Consider the following 14,879-nt stretch of genomic DNA (forward strand, 5'->3'; position numbering starts at 1 on the left):
GGTGGCTATCGCGTAGATCACCACGATCGTGAGGAACCCTCGATGCTTCATCTCCCGCCCGAGTATCGGGATCAAGCGGGCGTCAACGCCCCGCGAGACTTCGCCGAATACCGCACCACGGCTCTGCGACACCCAGCGCAGCCCTTGACGCTGCTCCCCCAGCGACTCACCGAGATCACCGGACCGGTACTGGGAGAAGGCCGGGTCACCGTGGCCGATGCCGATCTGACTCTGGCGAACGGCGGCGAAGCTCAGGGTCAGCGCATCATCGTGCACGGCCGAGTACTCGACAGCGACGGCAAGGCAATCCCGAACACTCTCGTCGAGGTGTGGCAGGCCAACGCGGGCGGGCGATACCGGCACTCCGGTGACCGTTGGCCGGCACCCCTGGATCCGCATTTCGACGGAGTCGGCCGAGTGCTCACCGACCAGCAGGGCCGCTACCGATTCACCACGATCAAGCCGGGTGCGTACCCCTGGGGCAATCATCACAATGCGTGGCGTCCCGCCCATATCCACTTCTCGTTGTTCGGGCAGGCGTTCACCCAACGGTTGGTGACTCAGATGTACTTCCCGGACGACCCGATGTTCTTCCAGGACCCGATCTACAACGCGGCACCCGAGGACGCTCGTGCTCGCATGATCGCCGCGTTCGACTACGAAGCAACGCAGGAGAACTGGGCCCTCGGCTTCAGGTTCGACATCGTGTTGCGCGGCCGAAAAGCCACCCTCTTCGAGGAAGACGACCACGATGACTGACCCCGAGTTCGCGCCGCGCTATCCCGTGGTCGCCGGAGCCGATTTCACCACCGCGTCCTTCGGACAGACCCCCTCGCAAACGGTGGGCCCGTACGTCCACATCGGACTGCTGTGGCCCGACGGTGAACACGTTGTGCCGCCGGGTACGGACGGAGCTGTCACGGTGACGTTCACTCTGATCGACGGCTCGCGAACACCCATGTCCGACGCCATGATCGAGACCTGGCAAGCCGATGCCGACGGCCGGTTCGATCACCCCGACGACCCGCGGGGCGCGGTTGCGCCGCGCACCGACGGCTTTCGCGGATTCGGGCGCACGTTCGCCGACGAGACTGGGACGATGTCCATCACAACGATCAAGCCAGGACCGTTACCGGCCGAGAACAACGCCGTCGAGGCCCCGCATATCGATGTCGGAATCTTCGCCCGTGGGATGCTCGAGCGAGTCGTGACGCGGGTGTACTTCCCCGACGAAGCCGAGGCGAATGCCGTCGATCCGGTGTTGTCCGCCTTGCCCGAGCACAAGCGTGTCAGACTCGTTGCACGGTCGGTCGACGGCGGCTATCACCTCGATATCGTGCTGCAGAACACCGACCCGGACGGCGACGAGACCCCGTTCTTCGAGCTGTGACAATCGATTCACGAAGGAGGACAATGACATCCGAGCGAGGTGCACTGTTCGACCCGACGTTCGGTAGCGCCGTCGTCGCGCCGCTCGTCGGCGACCGCGCCTGGGTGACAGCGATGCTCGATGTCGAAGCTGCGCTCTCACGCGCCGCGGCCTCGGTCGGACTGGTGGACGCCGAACATGCGGACATCGTCACCGCAGCCGCCGGAGAACTCGGGACGACCCTGGACATCGCACAACTCGGAGCCGACGCGGCCGCCGGTGGAAATCCGGTCATTCCGCTGGTGACGATGCTTCGTGAGGCGGTGTCCGCGTCCGCAGTTCCCGGGAGTGCAGTGCATCCCGGTGCCACCAGCCAGGACATCATGGACACGGCACTGATGCTGATCTCGCGAAACGCGCTCACCGTGATCGAGAACTCGCTCGGCGACGCGTGCCTCGCTGCACGCGATCTCGCGCTGGCGCACCGGACCACACCCATGGCAGCGCGCACGCTCGGGCAGCAGGCCCTGCCCACCACCTTCGGCCTCGTCGCCGCGAACTGGACGGCGGGACTGCATCGTGCGCGCACCCGCCTGACGGCCGTTCGGCAGGCCTGTTCGGTTCAATACGGAGGAGCCGCAGGCACTCTCGCGGCCGTGCATCCGTACGGCCCGTCCATCGCGGCCGCGCTGGCTGCCGAACTGTCACTGGCTCCGCAGGTCGCGCCCTGGCACACCGAGCGCACGGCAATCGCGGATCTGGCCTGCGCTGTGGGCACGGCCGCCGGGGCGATCGGGAAGATCGCCGGGGACATCGTGTCGATGTCGGCCACCGAGCTCGGCGAGGTATCCGAGGACGCGCCGGGAGGATCCTCGGCGATGCCGCACAAACGAAATCCTGTTGCTGCCATCACTGCTCGCGCCGCAGCCCGTCGGGTACCGGGGGCGGTGTCCACGGTGCTCTCGAACATGGATCACGAATACCAGCGCGCCGCGGGAGCCTGGCACGCCGAGTGGGAGACGATCACGGACCTGCTGCGTCTCACCGGCGGCGCAGCACATCGGATCGCCACCAGTCTCGGCGGACTACACATTCATCCCGAGGTGATGGGTCGTAATCTCGATGCGACGGGCGGAGCCCTCCTCGCCGAACGGGTCACAGCAGCCCTGGCGCACCATACGAACGATGCCCGGGACATCGTGACCGCTCGATGCGTTGCCGGAGCACCGTTGGACACCGATCCGGCGATCACCGAATTTCTCACACCGTCGACGGTCCGCGAGTTGCTCGACCCAGCCGCGTATCTCGGCCACGCGTCCGATCTGGTCGACACCATCCTGGCCGAGCTCACCCTCGACACCGACACCACCTCAGAATCGAAGGACTCACGATGACCGTCGCACTGGCACACCAACTCGTCGACGGACCGAGCGCCGACGCCGAGACCGTCGTGCTGATCGGTTCCCTCGGCTCCGATCGATCGATGTGGAACCCGCAAGTCGGCCCGCTCTCCGCCTTGTTCCGGGTACTCGCCGTCGATCTCCGTGGGCACGGGGCGTCACCGGTGCCGTCCGGCCCGTATTCCGTCGCGGATCTGGCCGAAGACGTGCTGGCTCTCCTCGATTCATTGGACCTGAAACGCGTTCACCTGGTAGGTCTCTCGCTCGGAGGTGCCGTCTCGCAGTGGATCGCCATCCACCGACCCGAGCGAGTGCGCACTCTGACCCTGCTGTGTACCTCGGCCAAGTTCGGTGAGCCCGCGCAGTGGCTCGATCGCGCGGCCTCGGTCCGCGCGGCCGGAACCGCCTCGTTGGCCGACGCCGTTCTCGACCGGTGGTTCACTCCCGAACTCGCCGCTCGCGACACCGATCTCGTCGACCGGCATCGGCAGATGATCGTCGAGACGTCCGACGAGGGCTACGCAGCATGCTGTGAGGCGTTGTCCGACTGGGACTCTCGCGCCGACCTCGGCCGAATCAGCGCCCCGACCCTTGTGATCGCAGGCCGTCAGGACCCCTCGACCACGCCGGAGGATCTGAAGATCATCGCCGACGGCGTCGCCGATTCGACGTTCCGAGTGCTCGACCCAGCCGCACACCTGGCCAACGTCGAGCAGGCCGGACCCGTCACCACAGCGATTGCCGCACACATCGGATCGGCTCCCTACGCTGCCGGCCGAGCCGCGGCCCACGAGACCGGCATGGCGGTGCGGCGCAGTGTCCTCGGCGACGCTCACGTCGACCGAAGCATCTCCGCGCGAACCGAATTCACCGCGCCGTTCCAGGATTTCATCACCCGCACCGCATGGGGTGACATCTGGAATCGTCCCGGACTCGACCACCACACCCGCAGACTGCTGACCCTGGCGATTCTGACGGCCGTAGGCAACCAGCACGAGCTCGACATGCACATTCGCGCGGCGCTGCGCGCGGGGCTGGCACCGGACGAGCTGGGCGAGGTGTTTCTGCACACCGCGGTGTACGCGGGAGTTCCGAACAGCAACAGCGCATTCGGCCTGGCGAACGCGGCCATCGCCGAGACCGATTCGGGTACCTCGTGAACTCCGGGGAATCGCCGGCACCGTCCTCGGACTACGTCCAGTCACTCGGCCGCGGTCTTGCGGTGATTCGAGCGTTCGACGCCGAACATCCGCGTCGGACGCTCTCCGATGTCGCGAGAGCAACCGAACTGACCCGAGCCACGGCCCGACGGTTTCTGCTCACGCTCGTCGAGCTCGGCTACGTCCGTACCGATGGTTCGATGTTCTGGCTCACTCCGCGGGTGCTCGAACTCGGGTACAGCTATCTGTCCAGCCTGTCCCTGCCGGAAGTCTCGGGACCGCATCTGGAGGCTCTCGCAGAACGGGTACGAGAATCGTCCTCGGTGTCCATTCTCGACGGTGACGATGTCGTATACGTCGCCCGAGTACCGGTGAGCCGCATCATGACTGTCGGAATCAACATCGGAACGCGATTTCCTGCGTTCGCCACCTCGATGGGCCGGGTACTGCTCGCAGGCCTTCCGGCCGACGAGCTCACTGCCTATCTCGATCGAGTTCGACTGACCCCGCTCACCGGCAAGACGATCATCTCGTCCGACGCCCTGGCACGCGAACTCGAACGAGTGCGGACCGAGGGCTTCTGTCTGGTGGACCAGGAACTCGAAGAAGGACTGCGATCGATCGCCGCACCCATCCACGACGGTAACGGGGCAGTCGTCGCCGCGGCGAACGTCTCGACTCAAGCCGCGCGTCATTCGGCGGATGCAGTGCGCACCGAACTGCTCCCGGCCTTGCTCGACGCAACCCATGCCATCGAGACCGACATGCTCCGGGTCACTACCGGACCCAACGACAAGCGAGGAAACACCCATGCCTGACGCCGTGATCTGCGAACCCCTGCGAACCCCGGTCGGCCGCTTCGGCGGTCAGTTCCGCGACATCTCCGCCCAGGCTCTCGCCGGCACCGTCATCGCCGAACTCGTTGCCCGGACGGGCATTTCCGGTGCCGACATCGACGACGTCATCCTGGGTCAGGCGTCCCCCAACGGTGATGCACCGGCGATCGGACGCGTCGCCGCGCTCGATGCCGGCCTCGGGATCGACGTCCCCGGAATGCAGATCGACCGCCGTTGCGGCTCCGGCCTGCAAGCGATATTGCAAGCCTGCATGCAGGTGCAGTCGGGGGGCAACGATCTGGTTCTGGCCGGCGGTGTCGAGAGCATGAGCCAGACCGAGTTCTACGCCACCGGTATGCGGTGGGGCGTCAAGGCGGAGTCCGTGGCCCTGGCCGACCGACTCGCGAGAGCACGAGTGACCGCAGGCGGCAAGAATTTTCCCGTTCCCGGCGGCATGATCGAAACAGCAGAGAATCTTCGCGCCGAGTTCTCGATCAGCCGTGCTGATCAGGATGCGTTGGCGGTCCAATCCCACCAGCGCGCGGTCGCCGCGCAGAACAGCGGAGTGTTCGCCGAGGAGATCGTCGGAGTATCCGTGCCCCAACGTAAGTCGGACCCACTGCTCGTCACCACCGACGAACATCCTCGTGCCGACACCACCGTGGAGTCTCTGGCGAAGCTGAAGGCGATTCGCGCGTCGATCGATCCCGAGTCGACGGTCACGGCCGGAAACGCCAGCGGACAGAACGACGGTGCCGCGCTCGCGATTGTCACCACTCCGGAAAAGGCTGCTGCGCTGGGCCTTCGACCACTGGCCCGACTGGCAGGATGGGGTGTCGCCGGTGTCGCTCCGCGCACCATGGGCATCGGGCCGGTACCCGCCAGCGCGAAAGCGCTCGGACGCCTCGGCCTGACCCTCGCCGACATGGGAATCATCGAGCTCAACGAGGCTTTCGCGGCCCAGGCCCTCGCCGTCACCCGGTCGTGGGGAATCGAACCCGACGACGCGCGGCTGAACCCGCACGGTTCCGGCATTTCGCTCGGCCACCCGGTCGGCGCCACCGGTGCCCGAATTCTTGCCACTGTGCTTCGTGAGATGGACCGCCGGGAGGTTCGGTACGGACTCGAGACGATGTGCATCGGTGGCGGCCAGGGATTGGCTGCTGTGTTCGAGCGAATCGGCTGACCAGCTGTCAGTTCTGCAGTTGCGCCGCCAGTCGCACAGCCGAATTGGTCTCCCCGTAGCCCTCGTAACCGCCCACGCGCTGAACCACCTCGAAGAACAGGTCGTCACCCACGGTTTCGGTGAAGAAGTGGAAGAACTCACCGCCTGCGGCGTCTGCATCGTACAGGATTCCCAGGCGCTGCATCGCGTCGAGCACAGCGGAGTCGAGGCCGAATCGCGCGTCGAGATCGCGATAGTAGTTCGGAGAGATGCGCAGGGGCGTCAGCCCACGTTCGGTCATCGCCGTCGCGGCGGCATAGATGTCCTCGCACCCGAACGCCACATGTCCGACGCCACCGCGGCGGGCGGCAGGCAGTGGATCCGCGTCGGACGGGCGGCCGGGAACCATGTTGAGTGAGAGACGAATCGTGCCGCCGTCGGTAGCCAGGGTGAGGGCCTGGCTTCGCACCAGGCCGATCGCGTCGACGACGTCCTGTCCGTCGCGAGGAACCATGCCGAAGACCGAGCGCAGCAGCAGCATCACCCCGTCCCAGCTCTCGGCCGGTACGGCGAGCGCGATGTGGTCCACTCCCGACACCACTGCGGTGTTCAGCCTCGACTCCGTTCTGGGGACCAGATCGAACGCGGACTGCCAGGCGCCCGCACTGTCTCGGTTGCGCAGGTCGAGTGATGTCGCACCCGTCACGGCCAGACGCACCACCGCGTCGGTCGCGTCGGCAACACCGGGCATGGTGACGGTGGATGCGGTGACGCCGAGGGCGCGGGCCCGCGTGAGCCACAGATCGGGCCGCTCACTACGGACGCCGATCTGAGCCAGCGCGGGCAGGTGGGCCGGGACGCCGGGCGCAGTCCACAGCGTGTCCACGGTGGTGTCGACCGCCACCGCAAGTGGGCCCTGGGTGAACAGCGACAGTCCGTGTTCGCTGTGTGCGGCGGTCAGGTCGAAACCCAACTGGCGCAGGACGGTACCCAGCTGCGCTGCCTTCGCCGGCCCCGCCGCTATCCGGAGGGATACGACATTCTCGATCGGACCGGGCGGCGGAGGCGAGAACAGATCCGTTTCTACAGAGGGTGTTTCGACACCGCGTACTTGCTCCTGCAGGTACAGCAGGGAGCGATGGGCGTCGGATGCCGTTCTCCCGGTATCGGAATGCCGAAAGACGTCGTTGAAGATCTCGAGCGACCACGGGCCGGTGTATCCGGAGGCGACCACGTCCGCGCCGAAGCGAGCAAGATCGAAGTTGCCCTGCCCGGGGAAACACCGATGGTGGCGGCTCCACTGCAGCACATCCATCACCAGGTGAGGTGCATCGGCCAGCTGGAGGAAGAAGATCTTCTCGCCCGGGATGTCGCGAATTCCCGCGGGATCGTCACCGCGGGAGAGGATGTGGAAGCTGTCCAGGCAGGTTCCGAGGGCCGGATGGTCGACCTGTCGAACGATGTCCCAGGCATGACCGTAAGTATCGACGTGAGTGCCCCACGCGAGCGCCTCGTACGCCAGTCGCATTCCACGCCGGTGCGCACGCTCGGCCAGAATCGCCATCTGTTCGATCAGAACGCCGTCCTCGCGCACCGCTCCGGCCAGCGGCGAGGAGCACACCAGGAGTAGATCGCATCCCAGCTGTTCCATCACGTCGAACTTGCGCTCGATGCGAACGAGGTTGCGGACGAACTGATCCGGGTCCGCCGAGTCGGCGTCTCGAAAAGGTTGATAGAGATCGAGTGTCAGCCCCAGATCGGCGGCCTTCTTCGCGATGTCCTCGGGGAGGTCGGGTGAGCTGATGAGATCCGGCTCGAACACCTCGAAGCCGTCGAACCCGGCCTCGGCGATGGCACGCATCTTCTCGTCCAGGGATCCGCTGAGCGAGACCGTGGCCACGGATGTGGCGATCGCGTTCACGCGAGGGCCCCGGCAGTAGCAGCAGCACGATCCTCGTGCTCGATCAACGAACGCATGTGGGCGATCATGCGGTCCGCATCGGCGGTTCGTCCGGTAAAGATCTCGAAGGCATCGGCGGCCTGAAAGACTGCCATGCCGGTGCCGCTGAGCGTGCGACAGCCCACGCCGGCTGCAGTCGAGAGCAGTTCGGTCTCGGCCGGTCGGTAGACAACTTCGGCGACCCACATGCGCGGGTGCAGGAGGCGCTCGGGCACGGCCGATCCCGGATGTTCCACCATGCCGATCGGAGTGGCGTGCACCAGGCCGGTCGCGGTGTCGAGGACGCGTCCGAGGCTGTCGAGGCCGGACGCGAACATCTCGACAGAGGGAAAAAGAATCGACAGAGAATCCCGGAGCTGTTGTGCTCGAACAGGTTCGGCGTCGACCAGGGTGAGCCTGGCTGCTCCGCGGCGCGCCATCGCATACGCAACTGCCGCCCCTGCTCCCCCGGCACCGAGTTGGACCACGTCGGCCAGGTCGGCACCCGGCAAGCCGCGGCCGAAGTTGCGATCGAATCCGGACCAGTCGGTGTTGTGGCCGATGGCTCGGCCGTCCGCGAACACCACGGTGTTGACGGCTCCCAGCCGAGCAGCGTCTTCGGAGAGCTCGTCGAGGCAGCCGAGGACGCGTTGCTTGCACGGGTGGGTGATGTTCAATCCGCGAAACCCGAGGTCGGCCGCGGTCTCCACCAGACGAGGCAGGTCGTCGACGGTCAACCCGCGGCGATCGAGGTCGATGATGCGGTACTGGTAGGTCAACCCCTGCTCCATCCCCTCCTTCTCGTGCATCGCAGGCGTGAGCGACTTGCCTATACCCGTCCCGATCAGCCCGCAGAGCAGGGATTCCGGCATGTCGATCTCCTCGAGCCTTAATGTACGAATTGGTGAGTTAGCTCGACGGTACTACTCCATGGGCCCGCGCCCAACCCTTTCCGCACAATCGACGGCGATAGAGTTGATCCATGCCTGCGCGCGCACCCGATCCGTCCGACGACGGCAGCGGACCCACCGTCAAGCGTCGACGCAACAGCGACCTGACCCGTCACAACATCCTCGAGGTCGCGACCGAGGAGTTTGCAGACAAGGGTTTTGCCGGAGCACGAATCGACGAGATCGCCGAGCGAACGCACACCACCAAACGAATGTTGTACTACTACTTCACCGACAAGGAAGGGCTGTACAAGGCAGTCCTGGAGCGGTCGTACCTGCGCATCCGCGAGCGGGAACGAGCGGTGGACGTCGAGGGACTCGGGCCGGTGGAGGCCATTCGGGCCATCGCGTCGCTCACCTTCGATCATCACGAGCAGAACCCCGACTTCATCCGGTTGGTGTCCACCGAGAACATCCTGCGCGGCGAGCACATCACCACCTCGGAGGCGTTGAGCAATCTCGGCAACCCGGCCGCCGAACTGTTGGGCGACATTCTCACCCGCGGGCAGGCCCAGGGGCTCTTCCGCACCGATGTCGATGCCCTCGACATCCACATGGCGATCAGCAGCTTCTGCGTGTTCCGACTGTCCAATCGCTACACGTTCGAGGCCCTGTTCGGCCGAGATCTGACCGATGTCGCACACCGAGAACGCCTGCGCTCCATGCTCGGGGACATGATCATCGCGTTCCTGACCTCGCCTTCTCGTTGATATTTGCGCTCTCTCGGTAGGTCTCGTCACTTCAGGGGTTGACACGTGGCATGGATCACGTTCACTATTCAGAGGCACCCGGTGTTAACCGTTTAGTACATTAGCGGTCCGATCGCCGTAGAACGCGTCGTCGACCAGCGCCTGAGCTCCCCCGCCTCACGAAGAGAGACACGAGAACGATGGATTCGCACACCCCTGGTACCCACCCGACGCCACTTCGCCCCGGGGCGAACCCGCGCAAAGCGGCGACCGCCGCGTGGGTCGGAAGCGCCCTCGAGTACTACGACTTCTTCATCTACGGCACCGCAGCCGCCCTCGTCTTCGGCCGCGTGTTCTTCCCGGGCTCCGACCCGGCGACCGGAACTCTGCTGGCCCTGGCCACCTTCGGCGTCGGCTACCTCGCACGTCCGCTCGGCGCCCTGGTCCTCGGCCACATCGGTGATCGTTACGGTCGCAAGAAGGTCATGGTCGCCACCGTCCTGTTGATGGGTATCGCGACCCTCGGTGTCGGCGTCCTGCCCTCCTACGAATCCATCGGAATCGCCGCGCCGATCATCCTCGTCCTGCTCCGACTCGCGCAAGGATTCTCCGCCGGCGGCGAGCAGGCGGGTGCCAACTCGATGACACTCGAGCACGCTCCGGACAACCGGCGTGCGTTCTTCACCAGCTTCACTCTCAGCGGTACTCAGGGTGGCCAAATCCTCGCCACGGCGGTGTTCCTGCCCGTCGCCATGCTTCCCGAGGACCAGCTGCTCAGCTGGGGTTGGCGAATCCCGTTCTTCCTCAGTGCTTTTGTCGTCGTGGCCGCGTTCCTCATCCGTCGTTCCCTCGACGAGACCCCGGTGTTCGAGGAAGAGGTCGCATCCAACGAACCGCAGCGCCTGCCCTTGGCCGAACTTCTGGCCGACCATTGGCGCGCCGTTCTTCGCGTCATGTTCGCCGCTGTCATCGCCTCTGTCAGCACCATCTTCACCGTCTACGCGCTGTCGTATGCCGTCAATACCGTTGGCCTCGAACGCACTCCGATGCTGTGGGTCGGCGTACTCGCCAACGTCGTCGCACTGTTCGCGCTGCCCTTCTTCGGTTCGCTCTCCGACCGCATCGGCCGCAAGCCGGTGTTCCTCTTCGGATCGATCGGCTGCGCCATCCTCATGTTCGGCTACCTCTGGTCCATCTCGATCGGCAACTACGCACTGATCTTCGTCCTCGGCATCGTGATGTTCGGATTCGTGCACAGTGCCACCGGTGGCGTCTGGCCCTCGTTCTACGGCGAGATGTTCCCGGCTCGGGTGCGTCTGACCGGCACCGCTCTCGGTACCCAGATCGGTTTTGCCATCGCAGGATTCGCGCCGACCATCGCCGGAGCGATCGCCGGTGCCGAGATCAGCGCCTGGCTACCGGTCGCCATCGTTACCGCGGTGTTCTGTGCAGTCAACGTCGCCATCGTCTCCACCTCCAAGGAAACGTTCCGGACCCCGACCGAGGAGCTCGGTACGAAGCCTCGTATCGCGGATGCCGCTACCGCGAACTCGCACTGACCATCGATGATCGACGACGTGCGGCCTGACACGGCAGGCCAGTGGCGGGTGTTCGCTGTGCAGTACGCGAGTCGAACCGCAGTGCGCAGCAGCCACTTCCACTATGCCGACGACCGTGGCGGCGAGCCACACCCCACCGCCTACTACGTGTGGCTCGCCGTATCCCACACCGACACTGTTCTGATCGACGCCGGTATTGCACCGTCCACAGCGAGTGGAATGCCCGGGCTCGAGTACTTCGGCTCCCCGCTCGACATCATCGGTCGCCTGGGCATCGCGCCCGGCGACATCGATCTCTGTGTGTTGACCCATCTGCATTACGACCACACGGGAATCGTCGCCGACATGCCGCGAGCCCGCTACGTCCTGCAGCAACGCGAACTCGAGTACTGGAACGGTCCGTGGGCCGAACGAATCGGCCAAGAGCAGTGGTTGCACTCCCGACCGGATATCGATCACGTGGCCGCGAGCTCGCGACTCGACCTCGTGGACGGCGACAGTGAGCTGCTCCCCGGCCTGTCGGTGCACTCCGTCGGCGGCCATACCGCGGGAATGCAGGTCGTTCGACTACGTACCGCGCGCGGGAACGTCGTGCTGGCCTCCGATGCCAGTCACTTCTACGAGAACATCGAGTCCGACAGCCCATTCGCGATACTGCACTGCCTACCGGACATGTTCGGGGCCTTCGACAGAATCAAGGAACTGGCCGATGGTCCCGAGCACATCGTGCCCGGTCACGACCCACTGGTGTCCGCGCGATTCACGTCGATCGAGCGTCATCCATACGTTGTGAGAGTCGGCTGAACAGGCCACAGACGACACGAGCCCCGATCATCGTTTCGATGATCGGGGCTCGTGGTGTTCAGTGGGACCGTCAGGCCGACTTGTCGCGACGCTCCGGTCGCTCGGGCTTGCGCGGCACGATGGTCGGCAGCACGTTGTCGTTGACAGTCTCCGCGGTGACAACGACCTTCTCGACGTCGTCCCGGCTGGGGATGTCGTACATCACCGGCAGCAGAACTTCTTCCATGATGGCGCGCAGTCCACGAGCACCGGTACCGCGAAGAATCGCCTGATCGGCAATTGCGTCCAGGGCCTCGGCAGTGAACTCGAGCTCGACGCCGTCCATGTCGAACAGGCGACGGTACTGCTTGACGAGCGCGTTCTTCGGCTCTGACAGAATCGTGACGAGCGATTCCTTGTCCAAGTTCGTCACCGACGCGATCATCGGCAGTCGGCCGATGAACTCGGGGATCAGTCCGAACTTGATCAGATCCTCTGGCATGACCTCGGCGAAGTGATCCTGGGTGTCGATCTCGGCCTTGGAGCGAACCTCGGCCCCGAATCCCAGACCTCGCTTGCCGACACGATCGGACACGATCTTCTCGAGGCCGGCGAAAGCACCGGCGACGATGAAGAGAACGTTCGTGGTGTCGATCTGGATGAATTCCTGATGCGGATGCTTGCGACCGCCCTGCGGCGGCACACTGGCCTGAGTTCCCTCGAGAATCTTCAGCAGAGCCTGCTGAACGCCCTCGCCGGACACATCTCGCGTGATCGACGGGTTCTCGCTCTTACGAGCGATCTTGTCGACCTCGTCGATGTAGATGATGCCGGTCTCGGCCCGCTTGACGTCGTAATCGGCGGCCTGGATCAGCTTGAGCAAGATGTTCTCGACGTCCTCGCCCACGTACCCGGCCTCGGTGAGCGCGGTGGCGTCGGCGATGGCGAACGGCACGTTGAGCATCTTGGCCAACGTTTGCGCAAGATATGTCTTTCCGCAGCCGGTCGGTCCGAGCATCAGAATGTTGGACTTGGCCAGTTCGACCGACTCGCCCCGCACATCACGGGCCTTGTCGCCGGCCTGGATGCGCTTGTAGTGGTTGTAGACCGCAACGGCCAGCGTGCGCTTGGCAGCGTCCTGACCGATCACGTAGTTCTCGAGAAAATCCTTGATCTCGGAGGGCTTGGGTAGGTCGTCGAGCTTGACTTCGCTCGATTCGGCCAACTCCTCCTCGATGATCTCGTTGCACAGGTCGATGCACTCATCGCAGATGTACACCCCTGGTCCAGCAATGAGCTTCTTGACCTGCTTCTGGCTCTTGCCGCAGAACGAGCACTTCAGCAGATCGCCACCGTCACCGATGCGTGCCATTCGGAGGTTCCTACTTCCTTGTCCGCGTACGCCCCACGCCGTCCGACAGTGCCGAGACGCCGTGGGCTACTTCCCGGGCTTTCGTGATGCCGATATCGCTCGCCCAAGTTCTTGGGTGCGACGCTACCCGTGTTCGCCGAACATGGGCGGGTTGTTTCCGGTGATTCGCCACCCGATTTCGTCTGTTCCGACATTCGGGCCGTAGATCACGATCGCCGGGCGGAGTTTTTCACTCACACCCGGCGCCGGAACTCGAGCCGGACCGTCACGGCCCGACCGGTGAAACTCGCTGTCCTACTTCTGTGCGGACAGCTTGCGGTACTCGAACACGGTGTCGATGATGCCGTAGTCCTTGGCCTGCTCCGCGGTGAGGATCTTGTCGCGATCGGTGTCCTTGCGGATGACGTCGGGGTCCTTGCCGGTGTGGCGGCCGAGGGTGGTCTCCATGAGTCGACGCATGCGTTCGATCTCGGCGGCCTGGATCTCGAGGTCCGAAACCTGGCCCTGGATTCCGCCGCTCGAGGGCTGGTGGATCAGCACTCGTGCGTTCGGCAGAGCTGCGCGCTTGCCGGGGGTGCCGGCGGCGAGTAGTACCGCGGCAGCCGAAGCCGCCTGGCCGAGGCACACTGTTGCCACGTCGGCGCGGACGTACTGCATCGTGTCGTAGATGGCCATCAGCGAGGTGAACGACCCACCGGGCGAGTTGATGTACATCGTGATGTCACGGTCGGGGTCGAGGCCCTCGAGCACCAGCAGCTGTGCCATGACGTCGTTGGCAGACGCATCGTCGACCTGGACGCCGAGGAAGATGATGCGCTCCTCGAACAGCTTGTTGTACGGGTTCGACTCCTTGACGCCGTAGCTCGAGTGCTCGACGAAGGACGGAAGGATGTACCGCGAGGACGGCAACTGATTGGGATCGAACAGGTTTGTCATCGTTTCTCCAAGATGTGAGTGATCGAGGGTCGCCGGTAGCGGCCGAATTACTCGCCGACTCCGCCGGCCTGCCGCGCGCGGCTGACGACGTGATCCACGAACCCGTATTCCTTGGCCGCCTGTGCCGTGAACCACCGGTCACGGTCGGAATCCTCGGTGATCTGCTCGACGGTCTGGCCGGTGTGCTGAGCGATGAGCTCGGCCATCTCACGCTTGGTGTGCGCGAACTGCTCGGCCATGATCGCGATGTCGGAAGCGCTGCCGCCGATACCGGCCGAAGGCTGATGCATCATGATGCGCGCGTGCGGCAGGGCGTACCGCTTGCCCTTCGCACCGGCCGAGAGCAGGAACTGGCCCATCGAAGCGGCCAGACCCATCCCGTAGGTGGCGATGTCGCACTCCGCGAATTCCATGGTGTCGAAGATCGCCATGCCCGCGGTGACCGAACCACCGGGCGAGTTGATGTACAGCGAGATGTCGCGAGTGGCATCCTCGGCAGAGAGCAACAGGATCTGGGCGCACAACTTGTTGGCGATGTCGTCGTCGACCTGGGTACCGAGGAAAATGATGCGGTTTTGAAGCAGACGCTCGTACACGGAGTCGCTGAGATTCAACCCTGCTGCGGCCGAAGTCATGACGGGACTCTGCTCGTGCGAAGCCGCCGGATTCTGAACAGTCACGGTACCTGCCTTTTCATAACAAATCGTTGGTTCCTGACACA

General features: G+C 64.7%; 14 protein-coding genes. 9 read left to right on the plus strand and 5 right to left on the minus strand.

Annotated features, from left to right (window positions below; all coding sequences use genetic code 11):
* The first annotated feature begins 42 nt into the window (after positions 1-42).
* Genes pcaH through AC5WEY_RS18765 form a run of 6 tightly spaced genes read left to right on the plus strand, consistent with a single transcriptional unit; the run spans position 43 to position 5,951 of the window.
* Entirely contained in the window at positions 43-759 is a 717-nt protein-coding gene (gene pcaH, locus AC5WEY_RS18740; protein WP_495647029.1) for a protocatechuate 3,4-dioxygenase subunit beta, read from the plus strand.
* Positions 752-1,390, plus strand: coding sequence for a protocatechuate 3,4-dioxygenase subunit alpha (gene pcaG, locus AC5WEY_RS18745; RefSeq protein WP_495647030.1), 639 nt, complete (start codon positions 752-754; stop codon positions 1,388-1,390). Before pcaH ends, pcaG begins: the two co-directional genes overlap by 8 nt.
* A gap of 23 nt (positions 1,391-1,413) precedes the next feature.
* On the plus strand, positions 1,414-2,763 hold the full coding sequence (gene pcaB, locus AC5WEY_RS18750; protein ID WP_495647031.1) for a 3-carboxy-cis,cis-muconate cycloisomerase: 1,350 nt from the start codon (positions 1,414-1,416) through the stop codon (positions 2,761-2,763).
* A complete protein-coding gene (gene pcaDC / locus AC5WEY_RS18755) occupies positions 2,760-3,929 on the plus strand; it encodes a bifunctional 3-oxoadipate enol-lactonase/4-carboxymuconolactone decarboxylase PcaDC (protein ID WP_495647032.1) in 1,170 nt (389 codons plus the stop codon). The genes pcaB and pcaDC overlap by 4 nt, the downstream gene beginning before the upstream one ends.
* The gene (locus AC5WEY_RS18760; protein ID WP_495647033.1) at positions 3,926-4,747 is read left to right on the plus strand and encodes an IclR family transcriptional regulator; all 822 of its coding nucleotides are present in this window, start codon (positions 3,926-3,928) and stop codon (positions 4,745-4,747) included. Before pcaDC ends, AC5WEY_RS18760 begins: the two co-directional genes overlap by 4 nt.
* Entirely contained in the window at positions 4,740-5,951 is a 1,212-nt protein-coding gene (locus AC5WEY_RS18765) for an acetyl-CoA C-acetyltransferase (RefSeq protein ID WP_495647034.1), read from the plus strand. The genes AC5WEY_RS18760 and AC5WEY_RS18765 overlap by 8 nt, the downstream gene beginning before the upstream one ends.
* Before the next feature lie 7 nt (positions 5,952-5,958).
* Here AC5WEY_RS18765 and AC5WEY_RS18770 read toward each other — a convergent pair whose 3' ends face one another.
* Both AC5WEY_RS18770 and AC5WEY_RS18775 read right to left on the minus strand, forming a co-directional pair.
* Positions 5,959-7,791, minus strand: a complete 1,833-nt coding sequence (locus AC5WEY_RS18770) for a sugar phosphate isomerase/epimerase and 4-hydroxyphenylpyruvate domain-containing protein (protein ID WP_495647169.1) — start codon at positions 7,789-7,791, stop codon at positions 5,959-5,961.
* Positions 7,792-7,847: 56 nt separating this feature from the next.
* On the minus strand, positions 7,848-8,741 hold the full coding sequence (locus tag AC5WEY_RS18775) for a shikimate dehydrogenase (RefSeq protein ID WP_495647035.1): 894 nt from the start codon (positions 8,739-8,741) through the stop codon (positions 7,848-7,850).
* Between the two features lie 110 nt (positions 8,742-8,851).
* On the opposite strand from AC5WEY_RS18775, the gene AC5WEY_RS18780 reads away from it, so the two are divergent.
* The 3 genes from AC5WEY_RS18780 (at position 8,852) to AC5WEY_RS18790 (ending at position 11,871) form a co-directional block, all read left to right on the plus strand.
* On the plus strand, positions 8,852-9,529 hold the full coding sequence (locus AC5WEY_RS18780) for a TetR/AcrR family transcriptional regulator (protein WP_495647036.1): 678 nt from the start codon (positions 8,852-8,854) through the stop codon (positions 9,527-9,529).
* A 179-nt stretch (positions 9,530-9,708) separates the two neighbouring features.
* Positions 9,709-11,067, plus strand: a complete 1,359-nt coding sequence (locus AC5WEY_RS18785) for an MFS transporter (protein ID WP_495647037.1) — start codon at positions 9,709-9,711, stop codon at positions 11,065-11,067.
* Between the two features lie 6 nt (positions 11,068-11,073).
* Positions 11,074-11,871 carry an N-acyl homoserine lactonase family protein gene (locus tag AC5WEY_RS18790; RefSeq protein WP_495647038.1) on the plus strand — a complete coding sequence of 266 codons (798 nt, stop codon included), beginning with the start codon at positions 11,074-11,076 and terminating at the stop codon, positions 11,869-11,871.
* A gap of 70 nt (positions 11,872-11,941) precedes the next feature.
* On the opposite strand, the gene clpX is transcribed toward AC5WEY_RS18790, so the two are convergent.
* The 3 genes from clpX to AC5WEY_RS18805 all read right to left on the minus strand — a co-directional run bounded on the left by clpX (position 11,942) and on the right by AC5WEY_RS18805 (position 14,838).
* Complete coding sequence (gene clpX / locus AC5WEY_RS18795) at positions 11,942-13,222, minus strand: ATP-dependent Clp protease ATP-binding subunit ClpX (protein WP_032379220.1); 1,281 nt, start codon at positions 13,220-13,222, stop codon at positions 11,942-11,944.
* Between the two features lie 294 nt (positions 13,223-13,516).
* Positions 13,517-14,158 (minus strand): ATP-dependent Clp protease proteolytic subunit, encoded by a 642-nt coding sequence (locus tag AC5WEY_RS18800; RefSeq protein ID WP_008715342.1) that lies wholly within the window; start codon positions 14,156-14,158, stop codon positions 13,517-13,519.
* 47 nt (positions 14,159-14,205) lie between these two features.
* Positions 14,206-14,838 carry an ATP-dependent Clp protease proteolytic subunit gene (locus tag AC5WEY_RS18805; protein WP_495647039.1) on the minus strand — a complete coding sequence of 211 codons (633 nt, stop codon included), beginning with the start codon at positions 14,836-14,838 and terminating at the stop codon, positions 14,206-14,208.
* Positions 14,839-14,879 lie beyond the last annotated feature (41 nt).

The organism is Rhodococcoides sp. S146-33 (assembly GCF_059489205.1).